The sequence below is a fragment of the Pseudomonas izuensis genome, assembly GCF_009861505.1.
Classification (GTDB): domain Bacteria; phylum Pseudomonadota; class Gammaproteobacteria; order Pseudomonadales; family Pseudomonadaceae; genus Aquipseudomonas; species Aquipseudomonas izuensis.
Genome location: NZ_WTFT01000004.1, coordinates 180,476 through 205,234 on the forward strand (window position 1 = coordinate 180,476; position 24,759 = coordinate 205,234).

The following is a 24,759-nucleotide window of genomic DNA, read 5'->3' on the forward strand; positions in this document are numbered from 1 at the left end:
CTTTCGCGAGCAGGCTCGCTCCCACAAGGGGAATGTGTTTGGTTTCACTGTCGGAGCACCACCCGCGCCTCCAGTATGGCGTCACGCTTTTCCAGGGTCAGCGATTGCAGCGCGACACCCTCGTGCTCGATGTGATCCAGCCACAACAGCAATGCCTTGGCGTCGCCGCTGAGGGTCAGGCGCAGCAGTTCGCTGTCGGTATCCATCTGATGCAATTCCAGCCCAGCTCTGGCGGCACTTTCGCTGATGCGCAGCGATAAGGGTTGGTCAGTCGATACAGGTTTGCTGCTGTGGGGTAGCGTCTGTTGCAGTTGCGCCGCCAGCGCCAGTTGCCGTTGATACTGGCGTTCGGCAATGGCCAGCCGTTGCTGCACCGGTTGCCAGATCAGGCTGAATGCCGCAACGCTCAGGAAAAAAACACCCAGTACCATCAACACCCATTGTTCGCGCATGGACAGGCGTTGCCAACGCTGGACGATCACTGCCTTGAATGGCTTCATGCGCCCTGCTCCATGCTCAGGGTCGCCTGTACCCGGTCACCCTCTTTGCTCGCGCTGTCCACCCGCACTGGCAAACCTTGCTGACGCCCGCGCTCGCGCAGCAGTTCCAGCTCGGCAAAGCTGTTGGCGCTAAGCTGGACTTTCCAGCCATCGCCTTCACGAAACTCCATGCGCCGGACGTCGACATGGCTTGCACCGATGACTTGCTCGACCCGTTTGACCAGGCCGGCGATGTGACCGCCCTGCGGCTGCTCCCCCTGGCTTTGCAGCGCCTGGAGTTGCGCGGCGAGGTCGACGATGCGGGTTTGCTCCGGGTAGAGCGCCTTGAACTGCTGCTCATTGCGGCTGTAGAGCTGACGACTTTCATCTTGCAGAAAGCGGATTCGCGCTTCACTGGCCCCCCAGTTCAGCAGCAACAACATCAGTATCGCCGACCCACCCATTCGCCACGGCAGCGGCTTTCGCCCCTGGACAAAATCACCGTGCAGCAGGTTGATTGCCTGCCCATGACCCTCCATCAGCCACCGATCGACATTCCCCTCACGCTCGTCCCGCCATTGCCTGTCCAAGGTCAATATCGGCCTGATCAGCGCCAATCCTTCGTCCGACAATGTCAGACGAGCCGCCAGACCGCCGCCTAACAGCCAACGGCCGAACCACCAGACACCGAACGCCTGATCCCGTGGCAACAGATCGGCATCGACATAGGCCGAACGCACTTCAACACCCACTTCGGTCAGCAACGAGAGCACAGTGGCAAAGCGCTCCCGACCAATCACCATCACCGGATAGCGCCCTTGCGGGTCGCGTCTCCCGACGCTCAAATGCACCCTTTCCAGCACCTCACTCAGTTGTTCTTCAACGGCGAAGGCAATGGCTTGTGCGGAGGGCCGCCGTGCGGAGGGCCACGGCTCGCTGCGCAACCAACTGCACAATTCCATGGGCAACAGCAGGTCGACGGGATTGCCGTTCAGTACTTGAACCGCCTGATTCAAAGGCATGAGCTGTCGTTGACCGGTCGGTGACCACAGGCAGCAGGGCCAGTCGGCCGCCGGCGCGGCCAGGCCTTCGGGTGTCAGGTAGAGCCAGGTTTTCATTGGGCTATCTCGTGGACATTCGACGGCAGTAACCGTCGCTGCAGGATTTTCAGTTGGCGGGTCTTGGGGTCGCGTTCGACATCGGTTGCCAGGCGCAATCGACTTTGCCCCTGCGTCACCTGAACGCTGACCCGATACCAGCGACTTTCGATGCCCAGTCCATGGCTGCTCAACCCCGAACCGGAAAGCAATGGGTCGTGGGTAAACGCCTGAACGCTTGCCCAGGGCGTCGAAGAACGCTGGCGCAGCAGTGCGTCAGCCATCGCAGGCTCGACGCCATCGAGCGCGCGCAGTACCAGCGCCGGAGCCGTGTTGATGTTCAACGCGGCGTCCGTGGGCAATAGGGCGACCCAGGGTTCCAGTCGACGCAGCAGCGGACCGTCGACACCCGGCAGCAGGCGCAACTGACTCAGCTCCCGCAAAACGCCTACCTGTTCAAGTGACAATGGCGCAAGCTCGAGCAGTTTCAGCAAACGCATCCAGCGATTGAGCGTGACCTGATCGATCTGCCCCTGAACCAGCAAGGCATTGAGATTGAAGCGTCCGGCCAGGTCTTCGATGTCGACGTGGATTTGCGCGTCTTCAATGTCGAATCCGAGTGTTCGATCAGGGATCAAATCGCTGTTTTTTTGCTGCGCCTGCAACTGCAATAACGCCCAGGCTTCCCCACTGGCAGCCAGTTGCCGCAGGTGTATCTGCTGCAACTGTTGCCCGCTGCCTTGCAGCAATAAACGATGACTGCGCAGCACTCCGCCGATGATCAACAGCGCCAGGCTCATGACCAGCAACACGCTGATCAATGCCACGCCGCGCTGAGACGTCCTCATGGCAATACACCGGGCAACAACAGCACGCGGCGGATCGCCTCGAAACGCCCCGCCGATACTTGCAGTTCCAGCGCTTGCGGCGCCTTTACGCTCCCATCGTTATGCCAACCGGTCTGGCCGTCGTACAGGCGCCAGCTCAGCTGCCGCACATCCCCCAGCAGTTTTTGCCGTTGCAGGATCAGCGTGCCTTCGCCCCGGCTTTCGCGCCACAACGTGCCGCTGTCGAGCCGATAGGTCAGCGCCTGTCGTTCGCTGCGTGGCTGGTCCAGCGGGTTGCGCCAATGGCTGCGCTGCAAATGCAGCGCAGCGTGCTCAAGCACGATCGGTTGTTCGGTGATATGCAGCACGTCGCGCTCGATCACGGCCACGGCGCGTTGCAGGCCTCGTAGTTCACGCTCGTGGGCCATGGTTCCCTGCTGCATGCGCACCACGCCGTCGAACAGCGTCCAACTCGCCAGCCCCAGCAAAGCGAAGATCGCAATGGCGATCACCAGCTCGATCAGTGTGAAGCCGACCTGTTTACTCATGGGGTTGGGCTATCCAGCCACTGGCGCGGTGCACGGTCTGCTCGCGCCCGGCGAGGCTGACCTCGACATCGACTTTGTACAGACGCTCGTCGCTCGCTGCCCGGATGTGATGACGCACCACCCAGTCGCGACGATCCATTTGCACAACCCGCTGCGATTGCCCGATAACCCGGCCAGGTTGCAGGCGCAGCTCGTTCAATTGGTTGTCTGCCACCCACGCAGCGATAAGCCTCTGCTCAGCGGCGCCAGCCTGCTTCACCACGTATTGGCCTGCTGACAGCACGGCGGTCGCCAGGGTCGCAAAAATCGCCAGCGCCACCATGATTTCCAGCAGTGTGAACCCATCCATGCGCGGCACGAACGACGGCCTAGCCATCGATCCGCACCTCGCCGATACCATCGCCGGAAAGACTCAACCAACGCCGGTCCTTAGTCTCGAATGTCAGGGTGAATACGCTGGTTTCATCGCTGCTGAGCATCAACAATTGAGGTGGCCCTTCGTTGGTACCCAGGCTCGCGGAATAGCCGTCGTGCTCCAGACGTAAACGCAAGTTATCGGGCCATCGATAAAACGCCGACACCGGTTCCCAGCCCCGAATCGCCAGCCGTAGCGCGCGGTAACCCTCGTCGCTCAGGCGCACGCCGTACTCCTGACCTTCCAGCACCGCGCGTTCACGCAACTGTCGAATCATGCCCGCGAGGGTGTCTGCCTCTTGCCTGACCTGACGCGCCGGGTTCATGCCGCCGGCAAAACTCACCATGCCCACCAGCACGCCGATCAGCACGATCACGATCATCAGCTCCAGCAAGGTAAATCCCCGACAGCGGCGTCCCACGGATCAGCCACCCCAGTTGCCGATGTCGGTGGCATGCCCTTCGCCACCGACCACGCCATCAGAACCGAGAGAATACAAATCGTAGGTGCCATCGACCGATTTCACGCCGGGATTAAGGTACTGATAAGGCGTGCCCCACGGGTCCACGGGCAGGCTTTTCAGGTAACCCTGAGGGTTCCAGTTACGCGCTGCCGGCAGCCCGGAAGGACGTTTGTGCAACGCCTCCAGCCCTTGCTGCGTCGAGGGGTATTGGAAGTTGTCGAGGCGATACATTTCCAGGGCGGTGGCAATGGCCTGGATATCCGTCTTGGCCGCCGTGACCTTGGCCTGATCAGGGCGGCTCATGAACTGCGGCACCACGATGGCCCCCAGGATGCCGATGATGACCACCACCACCATGATTTCGATCAGGGTAAAACCGCGCTGGGACGTTCTGTGATTCAAGGCATTCATGGGTCAATTCACCAATTGGTTGAGGCTGAGAATGGGTAGCAGGATGGCCAGGACGATCAGCAGCACGACGGCGCCCATCACTACGAGCATGGCCGGCTCGAACAGGCTCACCACCAGGGCGATGCGTGCTGCCAGGCTACTTTCCTGTTGCTCGGCGGCACGTGCCAGCATGCGGTCGAGTTCGCCGGCCCGTTCGCCGCTGGCGATCATGTGCAGCATCATCGGCGGGATGTCGCCGCTCAGTTCCAGGCCCCGGGTCAAGGTGCCGCCCTCGCGGACAGAACGGGCGACATCGGCCATCCGTGCACGAATGGTCAGGTTGCCGATCACGGCGGCGGCGATTTCCAGTGCATCGACCAACGGCACTGCACTTTTGCCGAGAATCGCCAGGGTGCTGGCAAACCGCGCCGCTTCCATTGCCCGCAGCACCTCACCAATGACCGGCAGGTTCAACACCAGGCGATGCCAGCGCAGCCGCCAGACCGGTTGGCGCAGGCTCCAGCGCCAGAGGCTGATCAATAGCGCCATGCCACCGATGATCAGCAGGCCATGATTGCGAAAACCGTCGCTCACGCCGATCAACGCATGGGTCAGCCAAGGCAATGCCTGGCCGCTGTCGACGAAAATCTTCACCACGTCCGGCACCACGTAACCGAGCAGAAAGCCGACGATCGCCACGCTGGTCAGCATCAGGATCAACGGGTACACCAGGGCCATCTGGATTTTCTGCCGCGAGGCCTGCCGCGCTTGGGTGTAGGCCGCCAGTTGCTCTAGCACGTCACCCAAATGCCCGGAACGTTCACCGGCGGCGACGGTGGCACGAAACAATTCCGGGAACGCCTTGGGAAAAAGACCCAGCGCTGTGGAAAGGGCATGACCTTCCATCACCCGGCTGCGAACCGTCGATAACAGACCGGCAACCTTGCGTTTGACACTCTGTTTCGCCACCGCCCCGAGGGCTTCTTCAAGGGGCAAACCAGCCTGAACGAGGGTGGACAGTTGCAGCGTCAACAGCGCCAGGTCCGCCGCGCCGAGGCGCCCGCCCCGTGGTTGCGACCCCGCGTTGCCGCCTACCCTGACCTCCTGCAATTCGCGCGGCCATAAACCTCGCTCGCGCATCAGTTGCCGGGCATGGCGCGGACCGTCGGCTTCAAGTCGGCCCTTGCAGCGTCGGCCCTGGGCATCGTCGGCACGGTAATCGAAAGTCGGCATGCTTATTCCTCCTGGACCACGCGCAGTAACTCGTCGAGGCTGGTCACGCCGTCCAGCACCCGCTGGCGTCCATCCTGAAACAGGCTGCGAGACAGCTTGCGCGTCTCTTCGATCAACGCCTGCTCGCTGGCCCCTTGATGAATCAACGTCGACACGGCAGGCGTCACGCCGATCAGTTCGTAGATGCCGATTCGCCCGCGATAACCGTGCTGGCACTGATCGCAGCCCGCCGCCCTGAACAGCAGCGGAGGCGCCGCGCAATCGAGCCCCAGCCTTTGACACGCCGCCGCATCGGCGCTGTACGACACCTTGCAATGGCCACACAAGGTGCGCAGTAAACGCTGGGCCAGAATGCCCACCAATGACGACGCCAGCAGGTAGGCATCGACGCCCATGTCCACCAGACGCGTGACCGCGCCGACCGCGCTGTTGGTGTGCAAGGTCGAGAGCACCAGGTGCCCGGTCAGCGAAGCCTGCACGGCGATTTCCGCAGTCTCGCGGTCACGGATCTCACCGACCATCACCACGTCCGGGTCTTGTCGCAGGATCGCCCGCAAGCCTCTGGCGAAGGTCATGTCGACTTTCGGATTGACCGGCATCTGACCGATCCCCAGCAGGTGGTATTCGATGGGGTCTTCAACCGTGAGGATGTTGCGGGTCTGATCGTTCAGACTGCTCAGGGCGGCATACAGGCTGGTGGTCTTGCCGGAGCCGGTAGGCCCGGTCACCAAGAGAATGCCGTGGGGTCTGCCCAGTAGCTGACGCAGGGCCGCGAGGGTATCGTCGGGCATGCCCAGACGTTGCAACTCCAGTCGCCCGGCCTGCTTGTCGAGCAAACGCAACACCACCCGCTCACCGTGCGCCGAAGGCAGCGTCGAGACCCGCACATCGACTTCATGCCCCGCCAGTCGCAGGGCCATGCGTCCATCCTGTGGCACGCGCTTTTCCGCGATATCCAGCCGCGCCATGACCTTGATCCGCGACACCAGCAACGTTGCCAATTCACGCCTTGGCCGCAGCATTTCGCGCAATTGCCCATCGATGCGCATGCGTACCGAGAGGTACTGCTCAAAGGTTTCCAGATGCACGTCCGACGCCTGCTCGCGCACGGCTTCGCTGAGCAGTGCGTTGATCAGGCGGATGATCGGCGCATCGCCTTGCTGCTCCAGCAGATCGGCGGTTTGCGGCACCTGGTCCACCAGACTCAGCAGATCAAGCTCTTCGTCCAATCCTTGGGCCACTTGCTCGGCAGCGCTCTGTCCTTCGCGGTAGGCCGCAGCCAACCGGATCGAAAATTCCTCAGGTTGCAGTACGCGCAGCTGCAATGCATGACCACATAAGCGACGCGCCTCCGCCACCGCCGTGAGCGGCGTATCGGCACGTATCGCCAAGGTGCACTCGTCGCCTTCGCGCTCCAGCAAAACGCCGAATCTGCGGGCGAAACCGAAAGGCAATGGCTCGAAAACCCTGGCAGTCATGGCGATGTCGGCGCCGATTGGCGCAGGTCGAATAGCGGCGCATCGGAAACCGGCTCGAACAACTGACGTGCATCGGCGGGCAATAGCAACGAGTTGTTGCCCTGCGCCCCCGGCTTGCTCAGGTCACGCAGCGCGTTGTAACGCTGCTGGCTGACATCGACCAGGTCTTCCTTGCTGCGCACGATGGTGGGCCGCAAAAACACCATCAGATTGCTTTTGGTCTGGGTATCCCGGGTCCAGCGAAACAGGGCGCCAAGGTAAGGAATGTCGCGCAGCAACGGCACCCCGCTTTTCTGCGTGCGCACACTGTCGCGGATCAGGCCGCCGATCACGATGATTTCGCCGTCGTCGGCCAGGATGGTGCTTTTGAGCGCCCGCTTGTTGGTGATCAGGTCAGAAGAATCGATGCCCGATACCGAGGGCGCGATGTCCGACACTTCCTGCTCGACTTCCAGGCGCAGGCTCGAGCCGTCATTGATGTACGGCTTGATCTTCAGGCTGATGCCCACGTCCTTGCGCTCGACCGTGGTAAACGGGTTGTCCGCACCACTGCTGTTGGTGGCGTAGGAGCCGGTTTTAAACGGTACGTTCTGGCCAACAATGATTTCCGCTTCCTGGTTGTCCAGGGTTAAAAGACTCGGCGTAGAGAGCAGGTTGCTGCGGGTATTACTGGCCAGGGCTGAAATCAACGCGCCAAAACGGTCCCTGCCTAACTGCAGGGTCGCGCCTTCAGGTGCCGATTTTTTCTCGTCGAATTTCAAGCCGCCAACGATTGGAACATCGGTGCCGGGAAAATTGATGAACCCCTTGGCATCGCCCGTATTGAGACCCCACTGCACGCCCACGGCTTCAGCGATGTCCCCGGAAATTTCGACGATTGCCGCATGGATCAGCACTTGCGCCCGAGGTTGATCCAGCTGACGCACGATGCTCTCGATGGTCTTGACTTGCGCCGGTTCCGCGATCAACACCAGCGCATTCTGGCTTTCGTCGGCCTTGATCATGAAGGTCGCGCCGGTGGAGGTATCCTTTGCGCCGCCAATCGCGGTGGGCGCTTTTCTGCCCTGCCCCATAGATTCGAGAATCTCGGCCAATTGTTTGGCATCGCTGTGACGCAGACGAAGAACCCGGGCATTGTCGGGCGTCGCCGTGGCGCGAATGTCGAGACCGCGGGCAAGTTCGGTCAGGCGTTGGCGGACCGCTGACGGGCCAATGAGGATCAGACGATTGGTGCGGCTGTCGGCCAGCACCTGTATCGCAGTATCGGCGTTGCGCTTGCCCAGGGAAGCTTCCATCAACGAGACCACGTCGCTGGCCTGGGCGTGATGCAGTTGGACCACCGCGTGCATGTTGCCCTGCCCGGAGTCCAGTTGCCGAACCACCCGGGCAATGCGTTGTGTATTGGCGGCGGTATCGGTGACCACCAGTGCATTGGCCGACACCGACGGGCCGACATACCCATTGGCCGATATCAGCGGCCGCACCAACCCGGCAATGTCTGCGGCGCTGCTGGTGTTCAGCTCGATGACCCGAGTGACAAACTGCGATGCCGTGGCGTTTTTCGCCGTGCCTTGACCGGCACGGGTTTTCGCCTCAGCCACGGGTGTGATCAGGATCCGATCGCCCTCGTCGATCACCGTGAAGTTGTGGGCATCGAGCACCGAGTAAAACAATCGGCGCACACCCTCGCGGTCAAGGGCCTGACGGGACATGACGGTAATGCGCCCGGAAACCCGAGGGTCGAGCACCACGGTGGTCCCGAGAATGGACGAGATTTCTTCGACGATGTCCCGCAGCTCGGCGTTATTCATCGCCAGCTGCCATTTTTCTTCCTCGGCCCACAGTGCACCGGGCAAGATTGTTACTGACAACAGGGCAAGAAGAAGCATGGAGCGCAAAGCCCGCGCGCCAATGAAGCTGTTCATGGGGTTGCTCACTCTGACGGCCCGGAATGTGGGCGTAGATAACGCGCAGATATAACGCGGGTTTGGGTCTCGGCTTGTGGGTCGAATCGGCGCAGGAAACCCGCGGTGGACGTCTGTAGCGTCAACACTTCCTCTCGACCCTTGTTCCACAACACCGCCTGATTCGCCTCGACGCGGCGCAGCACGCTGCCGCCCGGCAGTTGATCGCCGACCTGGTAGATCCGCGAACCTTGCCCATCCGCCAGCAACGCTCGGGACAGACCCGAATCGCGGACAAAACTGGCCTGCAAGGTGAGCGGTTCCGCACTGGGCAGCAACGGGGTTTCTGCCGACAGGCCGAACACCGTGAGAATCGCTGATGTATCCAGGGGCGCACGAGGGGTTGGCGTCGCAACCGGTGCCGGGAACGACATGGGTGAGGCAAGGCTTGCGCGAAAGCTCGACTCCTGCCACGTCAAAAAAGCCGCATAACCTACGGACAAACCCAACACGCAGAGTGTGCAGAGTCGTCTGTTCACTCGATTTGTTCACTTCGAACACGATCGCAAAGGGACATACGCCGCAGCACGCGATGGCCGCACAGCTCATGGACAATCACCGCGCCGACATGCACAGCGATCAGCAACGAAAGGAACAGGCACGACCAGACGTGAATCGTGAAAAATCGCGCAATGAGCGCCGGATCACTCAGCGGCTGTGCGATCTCGACCACCCCGAACACATCGATCGGGCGATCCATCATCAACACACCGGTCGCCAGCACGACAGTGACCACGAAATAAATAAGCGTATGGACGAAAAACACGAGTTTTTTCTCCACCGACAAAATGCTCAAGTCCATGCTCCGGACGTGGGCGACAAAAATACCGAGGCGCCAGACAAAAAACGGGATGAACACCGTTGTCAGCGACACATTGATAAAGGCAACCCACTGACTGATCCGCACAGGCACTTCGACCATGGCCACGTAGAACCCTGACGCCAAGGTCCAGATGATCACAGCCGCCGATAGCCAATGCAGCCATACGCGCTGCCCGGAATAACCCGAAACCGACATGTTCAACTCGAACTTCAAACAGGAGAAAGCCTTCAGGCGATCCTTTGCTGATCGCCTGAAGGGTTACGGGAAGGGCTTAGATTTTGTCCCAGGCCATGTGCCAATGCGCACCGACGCCAGGTTCAAAACCATTGGCGGTCGGGGAGTATTGCTTGCAGTAACCGGACGCCTGGAGCGGCTTGCATTCAAAGACTTCGTTGGTCTTTGGTTGCAGCACTTTGGTACCGGCTTTGTAGTCGCTGAGGCCTTCAGGGAACACGAAGTCGTAGTCGGCACCAGCGCCTTCACCGGTCACGTTGACCGACTTTGTGTCCTGACGGGTGGTGCGGCCATCCAGGGTTGTGCCAACCAGGGTCAGGGTGTGCTCGCCAGGATTGCTGCGAACATCCATGACCAGGTTTGTAGAACCACTTTCCACCTGGGCCTTGGTGGAACCGACCGGCTTGTTGTTCTCGTCGAACAAGGTCGCTTCAACGTTCATTTTGCGGTTGGAGATCATGCCGAAATCGACCTTGACCTGGCCTTTCACCAGCACGTATTCGGCTTGCTGGGAGGCTACCGACATGCGCGCTGCGGTGTCTTCCTTCATGTCCAGTTGAACTTCGTAACGGGTCACGCCGCTTTCTTTTTGCGCATACAGACTGTTGTTGCCCTTGACCGGCTCAATGTTGCCTTCCGCGTCGCGAACGCCTGCACGGATGAGGGTGTGAGCCTTGTTGATCGCTTCTGCCAGCTTGAACGACCAGTTGTCTGGCGAGCCTTGTTCGGCAGTATCGATGGAGACTTCAACGCTGTAAGCGCTGCTCTCGCCACTGGCCGAGAACGCACGGGCCTTGACCTTGTCGCCCACAAGCAACTGGGTCGAAGGCGCGATGCTGCCTACGGAGGACCAGCCGCCCGGCAGTTCCGCTTCGGCAATGATGTTTACATCGGTTGCGTTGTAAAAGGCCGCATCGGTGTCACCGACGGTCCAGATCGCCAGAATGACATGCTGGCCGGTTTTGTCGGCCGGGAGGGTGCAGTTGTGCTTGGCACCGGACTCTGGCTTCTGGTTGCCGCCGTCAATGGTGCAGAACGGCGTGCTTTCGAACGTGGCGCGTTTGAGCGATTCGTTCGGGTTCCAGCCATTACGGCTGATGAAATATTCGTGTTTTGTCGCTGGGTGTACAGCGGTGTAACGCCATTGGAAATCAATATTGCGATCCTTGATTTCATTCAAATGCCAACGAGTGGCGGACTGTGCATCCATTGCGGAGAACAGCGAGTGGCCACCACTGGCGATCTTTCCGTCAATCGGCCCTTGCAACGGCGCACCGCCGGAACCGGCCGGGAAGCCCTTGAAGGTTTCGCCGACACTTTGCGGCTCGTATTGCGCGCCACCGCAGTTGGTATTCAAGCCTTTCTGGCAAAGCAGCGCACGGGAAGGTGGTACTTCCAGGTAGCCATGCGCCGAGGCGCTTTGTGATGCCAACATTGTCGATAACAGGATCATTGAAGAAGTGCAGACGGCCAGCGCACTTCCCTTGTAAGAATTATTTTTCATCGAACGAACTCCAGACTACTTATCGAATATTCAGTCGCGCATTACTTGCGCCGATGCTTGCGATACTGCCCAGCGCAGGGCTGAGCAAGAGGTCCGGACATTACGTGGATGAATGAATTTTCTATGTAGGGCAAATCTGTGGTGATAGCAGGAACATTCTCTACAACACCTGGATGTAAGAACTTCCTGACGACGCGCGACTACAACCAAACAGAAACCAAAAAAAAGCCTGTCGGGCGCCATGCCCGACAGGCTTTCAAACAACTTGCATGTTTTTACTCGTGATACTGCGCCGACAACTCATGTACGGCCCGCAAGAAGGCGCCTGCATGTTCCGGGTCGACTTCCGGCGTGATGCCGTGCCCCAGGTTGAACACGTGGCCACTGCCCTTGCCATAACTGGCGAGGATGCGACCGACTTCGGCGCGGATGGCTTCAGGCTTGGCGTAGAGCACGGTCGGATCCATGTTGCCTTGCAGGGCGACTTTGCTGCCGACGCGTTCACGAGCGTTGCCGATGTCGCAGGTCCAGTCCAGGCCCAGCGCATCCGCACCGGCGTCGGCGATGCTTTCCAGCCACAGGCCGCCGTTCTTGGTGAACAGGATGACCGGCACCTTGCGACCTTCGTGCTCGCGGATCAGGCCGCTGACGATTTTGCGCATGTAGGCCAGGGAGAATTCCTGATACGCCGCCGCCGACAGGTTGCCGCCCCAGGTGTCGAAGATCTGCACCGCTTGTGCACCGGCCAGGATCTGGCCGTTGAGGTAGCTGGTGACCGACTGCGCGAGTTTATCCAGCAGCAGGTGCATGGCTTGCGGGTTGTCGTAGAGCATGGCTTTGGTCTTGCGGAAGTCTTTCGACGAGCCGCCTTCGACCATGTAGGTGGCCAGGGTCCACGGGCTGCCGGAGAACCCGATCAGCGGCACGCGACCATTGAGTTCGCGGCGGATGGTGCTGACTGCGTCCATGACGTAGCCCAGGTCTTTCTGCGGATCGGGAATCGGCAGGGCTTCGATGTCGGCCAGGGTGCTGACGACTTTCTTGAAACGCGGGCCTTCACCGGTTTCGAAGTACAGGCCTTGGCCCATGGCATCGGGAATGGTGAGGATGTCGGAAAAGAGGATCGCCGCGTCCAGTTGTGGATAACGGTCGAGGGGTTGCATCGTGACTTCGCAAGCGAACGCCGGGTTCATGCACAGGCTCATGAAATCACCGGCCTTGGCACGGCTGGCGCGGTATTCAGGCAGGTAGCGACCGGCCTGACGCATCATCCACACAGGGGTGACGTCTACGGGTTGCTTGAGCAGGGCGCGCAGGAAACGGTCGTTCTTCAGGGCAGTCATGTCGGCATCCGGAAAAAAAGTGCGGGCATTTTCTCAGAGCCGGGCGCAAAAGGCACGGATACAGCTCAGCCTTTTGTCTATCGGGTCAATTTGTCGCGGGGGGAACACATCACAAATAACCCCAACCCTGTAGGAGCAAAGCTTGCTCGCGATGCAGGCGACTCGGTCAATTTGAACACCGCGCTGAAGCTATCGCGAGCAAGCTTTGCTCCTACAGAACAGGCCTGCTCGCGATTTCGGTTTAGACGCCCAGGTAATCCAGGATCCCTTCCGCCGCATTGCGGCCTTCGAAGATCGCCGTCACCACCAGGTCAGAACCACGAACCATGTCGCCACCGGCGAAGATTTTCGGGTTGCTGGTCTGGTGCTTGTACTGGCCTTGTTCCGGTGCCACGACGCGGCCCTGGCTGTCGGTCTGGATCTCGAACTGCTCGAACCACGGTGCCGGGCTCGGGCGGAAACCGAAAGCAATGACCACGGCGTCGGCCGGGATGATCTCTTCGGAGCCCGGGATCGGCTCGGGGCTGCGACGGCCACGGGCATCCGGTTCGCCAAGACGGGTCTCGACCACCTTCACGCCTTCGACCTTGTCTTCGCCGACGATAGCAATCGGCTGGCGGTTGTAGAGGAATTTCACGCCTTCTTCCTTGGCGTTTTTCACCTCTTTGCGCGAGCCCGGCATGTTCGCTTCGTCACGACGATAGGCGCAGGTCACCGATTTGGCCCCCTGGCGAATCGAAGTACGGTTGCAGTCCATCGCCGTGTCGCCACCACCCAGCACCACGACCTTCTTGCCCTTCATGTCGACGAAGTCTTCCGGCGACTTTTCAAAGCCCAGGTTGCGGTTGACGTTGGCGATCAGGAAGTCCAGGGCATCGTACACGCCCGGCAGGTCCTCACCGGCGAAACCGCCCTTCATGTAGGTGTAGGTACCCATGCCCATGAACACCGCATCGTATTCGGCGAGCAGTTGCTCCATGGTGACATCCTTGCCCACCTCGGTGTTGAGGCGGAACTCGATGCCCATGCCGGTGAAGACTTCGCGGCGATTGCTCAGCACGGTCTTTTCCAGCTTGAACTCGGGGATACCGAAGGTCAGCAGGCCACCGATTTCCGGGTTCTTGTCGAACACCACCGGAGTCACGCCGCCGCGCACCAGCACGTCGGCACAGCCCAGGCCCGCAGGCCCTGCGCCGATGATCGCAACACGCTTGCCGGTCGGCTTGACCCTGGACATGTCCGGGCGCCAGCCCATGGCGAACGCGGTGTCGGTGATGTACTTCTCCACCGAACCAATGGTCACCGCGCCGAAGCCGTCGTTGAGGGTGCAGGCACCCTCACACAGACGGTCCTGCGGGCACACCCGGCCGCAGACTTCCGGCAGGGTGTTGGTCTGGTGCGACAGCTCGGCGGCGGCGAGGATGTTGCCCTCGGCCACCAGTTTCAGCCAGTTGGGAATGAAGTTGTGCACCGGGCACTTCCATTCGCAATACGGGTTGCCGCAACCCAGGCAGCGGTGGGCCTGGTCGGCCGACTGCTGGGGTTTGAAGGGTTCGTAGATTTCCACGAACTCTTTCTTGCGTTGACGCAACAGTTTCTTCTTCGGATCCTTGCGCCCGACCTCGATGAACTGGAAGTCATTATTCAGACGTTCAGCCATTTTAAAACCTCATCAAACTCTTCAGGCGCATATCACTGCGGGTTGGCACGGGTGCTGGAAAGCAACGATTTCAGGGAGGCAGCCTTGGGCTTGACCAACCAGAAACGGCGCACGTAATCGTCGAGGTTTTCGGCGAGTTCACGACCCCACTCGCTGTCGGTTTCCTCGACGTACTCGTTCAGCACGCGTTGCAAATGGCTGCGGTAGGCTTCCATCGCCTCGCCGCTGATCCGCTGGATTTCCACCAATTCGTGGTTGACCCGGTCAACGAAGGAGTTGTCCTGGTCGAGCACGTAGGCGAAACCGCCGGTCATGCCAGAGCCGAAGTTGTAACCGGTCTTGCCCAGGACGCAGACGAAACCACCGGTCATGTACTCGCAGCAGTGATCGCCGGTGCCTTCCACCACGGTGTGAGCACCGGAGTTACGCACGGCGAAACGCTCACCCGCGGTGCCGGCGGCGAACAGCTTGCCGCCAGTGGCGCCGTACAGGCAGGTGTTGCCGATGATGGCACTGTCCTGGGTCTTGTAGACGCTGCCCTTCGGCGGAACGATGACCAGCTTGCCGCCGGTCATGCCTTTGCCGACGTAATCGTTGGCGTCGCCTTCCAGGTACATGTTCAGACCACCGGCGTTCCACACACCAAAGCTCTGACCGGCAGTGCCTTTGAAGCGGAAGGTGATAGGCGCATTGGCCATGCCCTGGTTGCCGTGTTTGCGGGCGATTTCGCCGGAGATCCGCGCGCCGATGGAACGGTCGCAGTTGCAGATATCCAGGGCGAACTCGGCGCCGCTCAGGTCGTTGATCGCCGAAGTGGCCATCTCGACCATTTTCTCGGCCAGCAGGCCCTTGTCGAACGGCGGGTTGCGCTCAACACCACAGAATTGCGGCTTGTCTGCCGGCACGTGGTCGCTGCCCAGTAACGGGGTCAGGTCCAGGTGATGCTGCTTGGCGGTCTGGCCTTCGAGGATTTCCAGCAGATCGGTACGTCCGATCAGCTCTTCGAGGGAGCGCACGCCCAGCTTGGCCAGCCACTCACGGGTTTCTTCGGCGACGTAGGTGAAGAAGTTCACCACCATGTCGACGGTGCCGATGTAGTGATCCTTGCGCAGCTTCTCGTTCTGAGTCGCGACGCCGGTGGCGCAGTTGTTGAGGTGGCAGATACGCAGGTATTTGCAACCCAAAGCAATCATAGGCGCCGTACCGAAGCCGAAGCTTTCAGCGCCGAGGATGGCAGCCTTGATCACGTCGAGGCCGGTTTTCAGGCCGCCGTCGGTCTGTACCCGGACTTTGCCGCGCAGATCGTTGCCACGCAGGGTCTGGTGGGTTTCGGCCAGGCCGAGCTCCCACGGAGCGCCCGCGTATTTGATCGAGGTCAGTGGCGATGCACCGGTGCCGCCGTCGTAGCCGGAGATGGTGATCAAGTCCGCGTAGGCCTTGGCCACCCCGGCGGCGATGGTGCCGACGCCCGCTTCCGCTACCAGCTTCACCGAGACCAGCGCCTTCGGGTTGACTTGTTTCAGGTCGAAAATCAGCTGCGACAAGTCTTCGATCGAGTAGATGTCGTGGTGCGGCGGTGGCGAAATCAGGGTCACGCCCGGCACTGCGTAACGCAGCTTGGCGATCAGACCGTTGACCTTGCCGCCTGGCAGTTGACCGCCCTCGCCCGGCTTGGCGCCCTGGGCGACCTTGATCTGCAGCACTTCGGCGTTGACCAGGTATTCCGGGGTCACACCGAAACGGCCGGTGGCCACCTGCTTGATTTTCGAGCTCTTGATGGTGCCGTAGCGCGCCGGGTCTTCACCGCCTTCACCGGAGTTGGAACGCGCACCGAGGCGGTTCATGGCTTCGGCCAGGGCTTCGTGAGCTTCCGGCGACAGGGCGCCCAGCGAGATACCGGCGGAGTCGAAGCGCTTGAGCACCGATTCCAGCGGCTCGACTTCGCTCATGTCCAATGGTGTGTCGAGGGTTTTGACTTTCAGCAGGTCGCGGATCATCGACACCGGACGATTGTCCACCAGCGACGTGTATTCCTTGAACTTGCTGTAGTCGCCCTGCTGCACGGCGGCTTGCAGGGTGTTGACCACGTCCGGGTTGTACGCGTGATATTCGCCACCGTGGACGAACTTCAGCAGGCCGCCTTGCTGGATCGGCTTGCGCGGGCTCCAGGCTTCGGTGGCCAGGGCTTTCTGCTCGGCTTCGATGTCGACGAAGCGCGCGCCCTTGATGCGGCTCGGTACGCCCTTGAAGCTCAGGTTGCAGACTTCCTCGGACAGGCCGATCGCTTCGAACAGTTGTGCCCCGCGATAGGAGGTGATGGTCGAGATACCCATCTTCGACAGGATCTTGAGCAGGCCCTTGGTGATGCCTTTACGGTAGTTCTTGAACACCTCGTAGAGGTCGCCCAGCACTTCACCGGTACGGATCAGGTCGCCCAGCACTTCATAAGCCAGGAACGGATAAACGGCAGAGGCGCCGAAACCGATCAACACGGCGAAATGATGCGGATCGCGAGCAGTGGCGGTTTCCACCAGGATGTTGGAATCGCAGCGCAGGCCTTTTTCGGTCAGGCGGTGGTGCACCGCGCCGGTGGCCAGGGAGGCGTGGATCGGCAGCTTGCCCGGGGCAATATGACGGTCGCTCAGTACAACCTGGGTACGACCGGCGCGCACGGCTTCTTCAGCCTGATCGGCGACGTTGCGGATCGCCGCTTCGAGGCCGACGCTTACGTCGTAGTTGAGGTCGATGATCGCGCGCTCGAAGCCCGGACGATCGAGGTTCATCAGCGAGCGCCACTTGGCCGGGGAAATGACCGGCGAGCTGAGGATCACGCGCGAAGCGTGTTCCGGCGACTCCTGGAAGATGTTGCGCTCGGCACCGAGGCAGATCTCCAGCGACATGACGATGGCTTCACGCAGCGGGTCGATCGGCGGGTTGGTGACCTGCGCGAACTGCTGGCGGAAATAGTCGTACGGCGTGCGCACGCGCTGGGACAGCACGGCCATCGGCGTATCGTCGCCCATCGAACCCACGGCTTCGTAGCCTTGTTCGCCAAGCGGACGCAGCACCTGGTCGCGCTCTTCGAACGTGACCTGGTACATCTTCATGTATTGCTTGAGCTGATCGACGTCGTAGAACGCCGAACCGTGGTCGTTGTCTTCCATGGTCGCCTGGATGCGCAGGGCATTCTTGCGCAGCCATTGCTTGTACGGATGACGGGACTTCAGGCGGTTGTCGATGGCATCGGTGTCGAGGATCTGACCGGTTTCGGTGTCCACGGCAAAGATCTGGCCCGGGCCAACGCGACCTTTGGCGATCACATCTTCAGGCTGGTAGTTCCAGACGCCGATTTCCGACGCCAGGGTGATGAAGCCGTTCTTGGTGGTGACCCAACGCGCCGGACGCAGACCGTTACGGTCGAGCAGGCACACCGCGTAGCGACCGTCGGTCATGACCACGCCGGCCGGGCCGTCCCACGGCTCCATGTGCATCGAGTTGTATTCGTAGAACGCACGCAGGTCCGGGTCCATGGTTTCGACGTTCTGCCACGCAGGCGGAATGATCATCCGCACGCCACGGAACAGGTCGATGCCACCGGTGACCATCAGCTCAAGCATGTTGTCCATGCTGGAGGAGTCGGAGCCAACACGGTTGACCAGCGGGCCGAGTTCTTCCAGGTCCATCAAGTCGTTGGTGAACTTGGTGCGACGGGCCACGGCCCAGTTGCGGTTGCCGGTGATGGTGTTGATCTCGCCGTTGTGCGCCAGGAAGCGGAACGGTTGGGCCAGCGGCCATTTCGGCAGGGTGTTGGTGGAGAAGCGCTGGTGGAACACGCAAATCGAGGTTTGCAGGCGCTCATCGCTCAGGTCTGGATAGAAGGCGGTCAAATCCGCCGGCATCATCAGGCCTTTGTAAATGATGGTCTTGTGCGAAAAGCTGCACACGTAGTGGTCGACGTCGGCGGCATTGGCCACGGACGAGCGGCGACGGGAGGTGAACAGCTTGACGGCCATGTCCTGATCGCTCAGGCCTTCGCCACCGATGTACACCTGCTCGATCTGTGGCAGGCGTTCAAGGGCCAGGCGGCCGAGGACGCTGGTGTCGATTGGCACTTTGCGCCAGCCGACCAGTTGCAGACCGGCGGCCAGGATCTCGCGGTTCATGTTCTCGCGAGCGGCTTCGGCTTTGACCGGGTCCTGATTGAAGAAGACCATGCCCACGGCGTATTGCTTGGGCAGTGCGACGCCGAACGTTTCCTGGGCGATGGCTCGCAGGAACACGTCCGGTTTTTGAATCAGCAGACCGCAACCGTCACCGGTCTTGCCGTCAGCATTAATCCCACCGCGGTGGGTCATGCAGGTCAGGGCCTCGATGGCCGTTTGCAAAAGGGTATGACTGGGCTCGCCCTGCATATGGGCTATCAGGCCGAAACCGCAGTTATCCTTGAATTCATCTGGTTGGTACAGACCTGCTTTCATAGACACTTTCTCACCAGGCTGCCTCTTGTCGAGGCAAATTTCTTTTCAATTCAACCACTTACCATCCGCGCCGAACGTACGCCAGCTTTGCGGGGGCAAAAGGGAGGTCATTGTACACACCGACACTTGGCCTCACAAATTTGACGACGAAATGTCGCAAATCTATGTCGCATTTGTGAAAGGTTTAAAGCGATCTGCTGTGCTAGTCAAAACTTTTTTAATTTTGACCGCAACGACTCAAAGACTACTGTGACGCAGACACCACAAAGCATGCGGCCTTGAGGGCGGCATGCCTTGCAGAAATTTTGAGGTGCCGGGAGAGGCGGCCTGGGTAAGGCCGCCGAATCTTCAGCGAGCTGTTGCCAGTTCCTGTTGGACGCTGGCGACAGAGCGAGGCCAAGGTTTACCAGCCTGAACCTTCGCTGGCAAGGCCTTGATGGCGGTAACGGCTGCATCGCGGTTGGCGAAGTTACCGTAGGTGATGACGTAAAGCGGTTTGCCGTTGAGGACTTTCTTGAAATAACGGTACTCGCCGCCCTGCTCCTTGACGAAGTTTTGCGCGGTCGCTTCGGAGCTGGTGCCGAGGATTTGCACGACGTAGTTGCCCGGTGCCTGACCGGCATACCAGGTACCGCCAGCAGCCTTGGCCGCAGGCGCCGGCTTCTCGGCAGGTTTCTCGGCAGGCTTGGCAGCAGCGGCAACGGCCGGTTTGGCGGGCGCTGGAGCAGGCTTGGCGGCGACTGGTGCTGGAGCCGGTGCCGGCTTGGCGGTAGCGACTTGAGTCGGTGAAGGTACCGGCTTGGCCGCTGGCGTCGGTGCAGGGCCGGCAGGGACGCCGGCAGGCGGTGCGATCGTGGTCACGGTCGGTGGTGTGGCGCTGGAACCTTCCACCGGCACGCCATCATCGCCTTCGGTGATGCCACCAGCCGCTTCGGCGAGCGGTTTACGCATGACCGGCTGTGAATTACCGACCAACGGCAGTGGCATCGGCTGAGTGTTACCTGCGAATTCGACGGCCGGAGCACCGCCGTTCGCCGAACCCTGGCCGAGCGGCAATTGCGCCTGCTCGTTGGCTGGTGCACCTGTGGTCGGTGCTTTGCTGCGACCCGGCATCAACCAGGCGGCGGCCACCGCGACCACAACGACGGCGGATATCGCCAATACGTGTTTCTTCGGCATATTGAACCCCATACTTGGACGCTTCACCGCTGAACGGCTGGCAATCATGGCTTCGATCATCGCATCGCGGGCGACCTGATTGATGTTGCCAGGCCAACCGTCGGAGCTTTCGTGAATATCAGAGATCTGATCCGCGGTGAAAAGTTCGATACCGCGCCCCGCGCCTTCAAGCCGCTGATCCAGATATTCGCGGGTTTCTTCTTCGGTGTAAGGCTGCAACTCGATGACGTGGAAGCGCTCTTCCTCAAGCTGCAAAGCCTCAAGCTGGGCAATCAGCGACGTCTCGCCGAACAGGAACACATGCGGGCGACCTTCCGATGCACCGGCGGCCAGCGTCATCAAGGCTTCGAGCGCAGACTCGTCGAGCTGCTCGGCGTCATCCACCAGCAGATAGACTTCCTGCCCCGTGAGAGCCAGCTGCACCACCTGATCCAGAATGGCACCGGTCTCGGCCTGGGCAATGTCCAGCGCCTGGGCGACCTGGCGCAGCAGGCCGGCAGAGTCGCCGGCGCCCCGGGCGGAAACCACCACGCTCTGCACTGACTGCTTGTTGGTGCTGGCCACCAAGGCCTGACGCAACAGGGTCTTGCCACTGCCTTGCGGGCCAGTGACCACCAGCAGCAACTGGCTGTAACGTGCCAGGTGGTGCAACTGCCCCAGCACCGGTTTGCGCTGGGCCGGGAAAAACTTGAAGCCAGGCACCCGTGGAGCAAAAGGGTCGTGACTCAACTGGAAATGGCCGAGGAAAGCCTCGTCGGCATGCAAACTAGTCATCGCGTTCTTATTAACCTTTAAGCTGAGCCAGGGCGCGGTAATCCGCTCCCAGCGTGGCCTGTAGAACCTCTTTCGGATAATCGTCGGTCACCACCGCTTCGCCCATGCGGCGCAGCAGCACCAGGCGCAAACGACCGTCGATCACTTTTTTATCAATAGCCATGTGTTCGAGGAAATCGGCTTCGGTCATCTCTTCAGGCGGGATGACCGGCAGGCCGGCGCGCTGGAACAGACGAATGCCGCGGTCGCGGTCCTGTTCGCTGATCCAGCCCAGGCGTGCGGACATTTCCAATGCCATCACGGTGCCAGCGGCTACCGCTTCGCCATGCAGCCAGACACCGTACCCCATATGGGTTTCGATGGCGTGGCCAAAGGTGTGGCCCAGGTTGAGCGTGGCTCGCACACCGGTTTCTTTTTCGTCAGCCCCGACCACGGCGGCCTTGGCCGCACAAGAGCGTTCGATGGCATAGGTCAGGGCTTGCTGATCCAGATTGCGCAGGCGGTCGACGTTGTCTTCGAGCCAGGTCAGGAACGGCTCGTCGCAGATCAGCCCGTACTTGATGACTTCGGCCAGACCGGCGGACAGCTCGCGGGCCGGCAGGGTGTTGAGGGAGGCAGTGTCGATCAGCACGACGTTCGGCTGATAGAAGGCGCCGACCATGTTCTTGCCCAGCGGGTGGTTGATACCGGTCTTGCCACCCACCGAAGAGTCGACTTGCGACAGCAACGTGGTCGGGACCTGGATGAAATCGACGCCGCGCTGGTAGCAGGCCGCCGCAAAACCGGCCATATCGCCAATCACACCGCCACCAAGGGCGATCACTGTGGTGCGACGATCATGCCGCGCGGTCAGCAGACCATCGAAAATCAGTTGCAGGGTTTCCCAGGTCTTGAAGGCTTCGCCGTCGGGCAGCACCACGGAAATCACCGAAAACTGCGCAAGGCTGCGGGTCAGACGTTCGAGATAGAGCGGCGCCACGGTTTCGTTGGAGATGATCGCCACTTGCCGACCGCGAATATGCGGGGCCAGCAGCTCAGGCTGATCCAACAGACCTTCGCCAATATGAATCGGGTAGCTGCGCTCGCCTAGATCGACCTTGAGTGTCTGCATGTGTCCCCACAGTGAAGATGGAATCAGGATTCCTGCCTTGAGTTAACGCTCCACGGCTTGTGTCGGTGTGACGCCGCTTGATAGCCGTTCGCCACAACCTTGAGCGGTTGTGGCAGACGCCGAGGATAGCGCATTTCGCGCCGCGCATTAACGGGGAGGCAGCTGCTGCAAGCGTTCGAGAATATCGAGCACGACCATTCGCGGCGGCCGCTCATCGGTTTCCACCACCAGATCGGCGATTTCCCGATACAGCGGATCACGGATCGCCAACAGGTCACGAAGGGTCTTGGCCGGATCGGCAGTGCGCAACAAGGGCCGATTGCGGTCGCGGGAGGTACGGCCGACCTGCTGCTCGACGGACGCATGCAGATAAACCACCCGTCCACCGGCATGCAGCGCCCGACGATTGGCTTCGCGCATGACTGCGCCACCACCGGTCGCCAGCACCACACCGTCGTAATCGCACAGCTCGGCAATCATTGCCTGCTCACGGTCACGAAAGCCCGGTTCGCCTTCCTTGTCGAAGATCCATGGGATATTGGCGCCCGTGCGTAATTCAATTTCCTTATCGGAATCTTTGAATGGCAAGCGCAGCTCTTTGGCCAGCAACCGGCCGATGGTGCTTTTTCCAGCGCCCATCGGTCCTACAAGAATCAAATTTCGCACAGAATCAACGACTCACAGCAATCGCCTGGTTATTCATGATACGCGGAGTGAGAAACACCAACAGCTCGGATTTTTTCTCCGAAACCACGTCACGCCGGAAAAGGCGGCCAAGATACGGCACATCGCCAAGAAATGGCACCTTATCTACAACCTTGCTTTGAGTATTTGAGAAAACGCCCCCAATCACGATGGTCTCGCCATCGTTCACCAGCACCTTGGCATTGACCTCGTTTTTCTTGATTGGCGGCACATCCTGCACCTTGTTCAGGTAGTCCGGCTCGTCCTTGGTGACCTTGACCTCCATGATGATCCGGTTGTCCGGGGTGATTTGCGGCGTCACTTCCAGCGACAGCGAAGCCTCCTTGAACGAGACCGAAGTAGCGCCGCTGGAGCTGGCTTCCTGATAGGGAATCTCGGTGCCCTTGAGGATTTTCGCGGTTTCCTTGTCGGACGTGACCACCTTGGGTTGCGAGACGATTTCGCCGTTGCCGGTTTTCTCCATGGCGGTAAGTTCCAGATCGAGCAAGACGTTATCAGTGATGAACGCGATGCCGATCCCCGAGGTATTGTTGGCAGCCCCCATGTCGACGAACGGCGAATTGGTACTGGTGCTTCCTGGCGTACCAATGGTCGATGAGCCGTTGACACCGTTACTGACACCAGACGTGTTCCAGTTGCCCCTATTCTGGACCGAGCCGCCCCAGCGCACCCCAAGACTCTTGTCGTAATCGACGTTCGCTTCGACGATCCGCGCCTCGATCATCACCTGGCGCACCGGGATATCCAGTTGCGCCACGATTCGCCGCAACTCGTCGAGTCGGTCCTGGGTCTGGTAGGCAATGATGTTGTTGGTGCGCTCATCGACGGTGATCGAACCCCGTTCGTCGACTTTCGCCTCGGCGCTGGTCACCGACTGGAACAACTTGGCAATATCGGCTGCCTTGGCGTAATTGACCTGCAGCAGCTCCCGGCGCAGCGGTGCCAGCTCGGCAATCTGTTTCTGCGACTCCAGTTCCTGGCGTTCCCGGGCGGCGATTTCATCGGCCGGCGCCACCAACAGCACATTGCCGATCTTGCGCTTGTCCAGCCCCTTGGTTTTCAACACCAGGTCCAGCGCCTGATCCCAGGGCACGTTTTGCAAACGCAACGTGATGCCACCCTGCACCGTGTCACTGGCCACCAGATTGAGATTGGTGAAATCGGCGATCAGTTGCAGTACCGAACGCACATCAATGTCCTGGAAATTCAACGAGAGCTTTTCACCACTATAGGCGTAGCGGTCGGCGTTACGTTTCTGCAGATCATCTACCGTCATCGGGCGGATGCTGACGGTCAGCTTGTTGTCGGTCTGGTAGGTCGAATAATCGAAGGCACCGCTGGGCTCGATCGTGATCGTGGCCTTGTCACCTGTGGCGCTGGCATTGACGAACTGCACCGGTGTGGCGAAGTCCTTGACGTCCAGGCGCACACGCAGCGGCTCGGGCAATCGGGTCTTGGTGAAACCGAGAACGATCTTGCCCTCGCGCTCCTGAATATCTGGCGCGATGGACGGATCCGACAAATCGATTACGACATTGCCTTCACCCTGAGTGCCGCGCTGAAAATCCACCGCGCGGATGGCCTTCGTCGTTGCTGCAGGTGCACGCGCCGGGGCCGGAGTCGGAACTACAGCGGCTGGCTGCCTGGAGGCTGTGCTTTTGGCACCCTGGCCCACCACCACAAACAGGTTATTGCCTTCGACCCGTGTGTCGTAAGGGGTCAACTGGGTCAGATTGATGATCAACCTCGTGCGGTCCTTGACCTCGACCACCGTCGCGCTTCGGGCATTGCCACTGCCAAGGTCGCGAGTCTTGTTCGACAGCTGACTGACGACACCCGGCAAGTCCAGTGCGATCCGTGCCGGGGACTCTGTCGTATACCCATGGGGCCTCGGAGGTTGCCCATCGAACGCCAGCTTCAACTCGACACGGTCCCCCGGCAGCGCAGCGACATCCAGCGCCTTGAGGTTAGCCGCTTGTACCATCGGCGAAAGCAGCGCTATCCATAGCGACATACCGAGGGTTGAGAAAATCCTGTTCATCATTCGAGTTCCA

General features: G+C 60.5%; 20 protein-coding genes. All 20 read right to left on the reverse strand.

From position 1 onward, the window contains the following. Positions 1-44: 44 nt before the first annotated feature. On the reverse strand, positions 45-500 hold the full coding sequence (gene gspM / locus GPL81_RS03845; protein ID WP_425502515.1) for a type II secretion system protein GspM: 456 nt from the start codon (positions 498-500) through the stop codon (positions 45-47). Then, positions 497-1,597, reverse strand: coding sequence for a type II secretion system protein GspL (gene gspL, locus GPL81_RS03850; protein ID WP_160105269.1), 1,101 nt, complete (start codon positions 1,595-1,597; stop codon positions 497-499). Before gspL ends, gspM begins: the two co-directional genes overlap by 4 nt. Then, entirely contained in the window at positions 1,594-2,424 is an 831-nt protein-coding gene (locus GPL81_RS03855; protein ID WP_160105270.1) for a type II secretion system minor pseudopilin, read from the reverse strand. The genes gspL and GPL81_RS03855 overlap by 4 nt, the downstream gene beginning before the upstream one ends. Next, positions 2,421-2,951 (reverse strand): type II secretion system protein GspJ, encoded by a 531-nt coding sequence (locus GPL81_RS03860; RefSeq protein WP_160105271.1) that lies wholly within the window; start codon positions 2,949-2,951, stop codon positions 2,421-2,423. The genes GPL81_RS03855 and GPL81_RS03860 overlap by 4 nt, the downstream gene beginning before the upstream one ends. Continuing rightward, positions 2,944-3,327 (reverse strand): type II secretion system minor pseudopilin GspI, encoded by a 384-nt coding sequence (gspI, locus tag GPL81_RS03865; RefSeq protein ID WP_160105272.1) that lies wholly within the window; start codon positions 3,325-3,327, stop codon positions 2,944-2,946. The genes GPL81_RS03860 and gspI overlap by 8 nt, the downstream gene beginning before the upstream one ends. Next, positions 3,320-3,787, reverse strand: coding sequence for a type II secretion system minor pseudopilin GspH (gene gspH / locus GPL81_RS03870; RefSeq protein WP_160105273.1), 468 nt, complete (start codon positions 3,785-3,787; stop codon positions 3,320-3,322). The genes gspI and gspH overlap by 8 nt, the downstream gene beginning before the upstream one ends. Before the next feature lie 3 nt (positions 3,788-3,790). After that, positions 3,791-4,240: a type II secretion system major pseudopilin GspG gene (gspG, locus tag GPL81_RS03875; protein ID WP_160105274.1), complete on the reverse strand. Its 450-nt coding sequence runs from the start codon at positions 4,238-4,240 to the stop codon at positions 3,791-3,793. Between the two features lie 3 nt (positions 4,241-4,243). Then, on the reverse strand, positions 4,244-5,452 hold the full coding sequence (gene gspF / locus GPL81_RS03880; RefSeq protein WP_160105275.1) for a type II secretion system inner membrane protein GspF: 1,209 nt from the start codon (positions 5,450-5,452) through the stop codon (positions 4,244-4,246). Positions 5,453-5,454: 2 nt separating this feature from the next. Then, complete coding sequence (gene gspE, locus GPL81_RS03885; protein ID WP_160105276.1) at positions 5,455-6,930, reverse strand: type II secretion system ATPase GspE; 1,476 nt, start codon at positions 6,928-6,930, stop codon at positions 5,455-5,457. Next, positions 6,927-8,855 carry a type II secretion system secretin GspD gene (gene gspD, locus GPL81_RS03890; RefSeq protein ID WP_160105277.1) on the reverse strand — a complete coding sequence of 643 codons (1,929 nt, stop codon included), beginning with the start codon at positions 8,853-8,855 and terminating at the stop codon, positions 6,927-6,929. The genes gspE and gspD overlap by 4 nt, the downstream gene beginning before the upstream one ends. Positions 8,856-8,863: 8 nt before the next feature. Beyond that, entirely contained in the window at positions 8,864-9,268 is a 405-nt protein-coding gene (locus GPL81_RS03895; protein WP_343038517.1) for a type II secretion system protein N, read from the reverse strand. A 101-nt stretch (positions 9,269-9,369) separates the two neighbouring features. Further along, on the reverse strand, positions 9,370-9,912 hold the full coding sequence (locus GPL81_RS03900) for a cytochrome b (protein WP_160105278.1): 543 nt from the start codon (positions 9,910-9,912) through the stop codon (positions 9,370-9,372). Between the two features lie 76 nt (positions 9,913-9,988). Continuing rightward, a complete protein-coding gene (gbpA, locus tag GPL81_RS03905; RefSeq protein WP_160105279.1) occupies positions 9,989-11,455 on the reverse strand; it encodes an N-acetylglucosamine-binding protein GbpA in 1,467 nt (488 codons plus the stop codon). A 275-nt stretch (positions 11,456-11,730) separates the two neighbouring features. Next, entirely contained in the window at positions 11,731-12,798 is a 1,068-nt protein-coding gene (gene hemE, locus GPL81_RS03910; protein WP_096513788.1) for a uroporphyrinogen decarboxylase, read from the reverse strand. Between the two features lie 241 nt (positions 12,799-13,039). After that, positions 13,040-14,458, reverse strand: a complete 1,419-nt coding sequence (locus GPL81_RS03915) for an FAD-dependent oxidoreductase (protein WP_160105280.1) — start codon at positions 14,456-14,458, stop codon at positions 13,040-13,042. Positions 14,459-14,490: 32 nt separating this feature from the next. Further along, the gene (gltB, locus tag GPL81_RS03920; RefSeq protein WP_160105281.1) at positions 14,491-18,936 is read right to left on the reverse strand and encodes a glutamate synthase large subunit; all 4,446 of its coding nucleotides are present in this window, start codon (positions 18,934-18,936) and stop codon (positions 14,491-14,493) included. A 348-nt stretch (positions 18,937-19,284) separates the two neighbouring features. Further along, a complete protein-coding gene (locus tag GPL81_RS03925) occupies positions 19,285-20,889 on the reverse strand; it encodes an AAA family ATPase (protein WP_160105282.1) in 1,605 nt (534 codons plus the stop codon). 10 nt (positions 20,890-20,899) lie between these two features. Next, the gene (gene aroB / locus GPL81_RS03930; RefSeq protein WP_160105283.1) at positions 20,900-22,000 is read right to left on the reverse strand and encodes a 3-dehydroquinate synthase; all 1,101 of its coding nucleotides are present in this window, start codon (positions 21,998-22,000) and stop codon (positions 20,900-20,902) included. Between the two features lie 147 nt (positions 22,001-22,147). Beyond that, positions 22,148-22,666, reverse strand: coding sequence for a shikimate kinase AroK (gene aroK, locus GPL81_RS03935; RefSeq protein WP_056725695.1), 519 nt, complete (start codon positions 22,664-22,666; stop codon positions 22,148-22,150). Between the two features lie 4 nt (positions 22,667-22,670). Next, a complete protein-coding gene (locus GPL81_RS03940; RefSeq protein ID WP_160105519.1) occupies positions 22,671-24,746 on the reverse strand; it encodes a type IV pilus secretin PilQ in 2,076 nt (691 codons plus the stop codon). Between the last annotated feature and the right edge of the window lie 13 nt (positions 24,747-24,759).

Bases quoted from the DNA above. Each gene is read 5' to 3' on its own strand.
- gspM (WP_425502515.1), bottom strand. From the start codon at position 500: ATGAAGCCATTCAAGGCAGTGATCGTCCAGCGTTGGCAACGCCTGTCC.
- gspL (WP_160105269.1), bottom strand. From the start codon at position 1,597: ATGAAAACCTGGCTCTACCTGACACCCGAAGGCCTGGCCGCGCCGGCG.
- GPL81_RS03855 (WP_160105270.1), bottom strand. From the start codon at position 2,424: ATGAGGACGTCTCAGCGCGGCGTGGCATTGATCAGCGTGTTGCTGGTC.
- GPL81_RS03860 (WP_160105271.1), bottom strand. From the start codon at position 2,951: ATGAGTAAACAGGTCGGCTTCACACTGATCGAGCTGGTGATCGCCATT.
- gspI (WP_160105272.1), bottom strand. From the start codon at position 3,327: ATGGCTAGGCCGTCGTTCGTGCCGCGCATGGATGGGTTCACACTGCTG.
- gspG (WP_160105274.1), bottom strand. From the start codon at position 4,240: ATGAATGCCTTGAATCACAGAACGTCCCAGCGCGGTTTTACCCTGATC.
- gspF (WP_160105275.1), bottom strand. From the start codon at position 5,452: ATGCCGACTTTCGATTACCGTGCCGACGATGCCCAGGGCCGACGCTGC.
- gspE (WP_160105276.1), bottom strand. From the start codon at position 6,930: ATGACTGCCAGGGTTTTCGAGCCATTGCCTTTCGGTTTCGCCCGCAGA.
- gspD (WP_160105277.1), bottom strand. From the start codon at position 8,855: ATGAACAGCTTCATTGGCGCGCGGGCTTTGCGCTCCATGCTTCTTCTT.
- GPL81_RS03895 (WP_343038517.1), bottom strand. From the start codon at position 9,268: ATGTCGTTCCCGGCACCGGTTGCGACGCCAACCCCTCGTGCGCCCCTG.
- GPL81_RS03900 (WP_160105278.1), bottom strand. From the start codon at position 9,912: ATGTCGGTTTCGGGTTATTCCGGGCAGCGCGTATGGCTGCATTGGCTA.
- gbpA (WP_160105279.1), bottom strand. From the start codon at position 11,455: ATGAAAAATAATTCTTACAAGGGAAGTGCGCTGGCCGTCTGCACTTCT.
- hemE (WP_096513788.1), bottom strand. From the start codon at position 12,798: ATGACTGCCCTGAAGAACGACCGTTTCCTGCGCGCCCTGCTCAAGCAA.
- GPL81_RS03915 (WP_160105280.1), bottom strand. From the start codon at position 14,458: ATGGCTGAACGTCTGAATAATGACTTCCAGTTCATCGAGGTCGGGCGC.
- gltB (WP_160105281.1), bottom strand. From the start codon at position 18,936: ATGAAAGCAGGTCTGTACCAACCAGATGAATTCAAGGATAACTGCGGT.
- GPL81_RS03925 (WP_160105282.1), bottom strand. From the start codon at position 20,889: ATGACTAGTTTGCATGCCGACGAGGCTTTCCTCGGCCATTTCCAGTTG.
- aroB (WP_160105283.1), bottom strand. From the start codon at position 22,000: ATGCAGACACTCAAGGTCGATCTAGGCGAGCGCAGCTACCCGATTCAT.
- GPL81_RS03940 (WP_160105519.1), bottom strand. From the start codon at position 24,746: ATGAACAGGATTTTCTCAACCCTCGGTATGTCGCTATGGATAGCGCTG.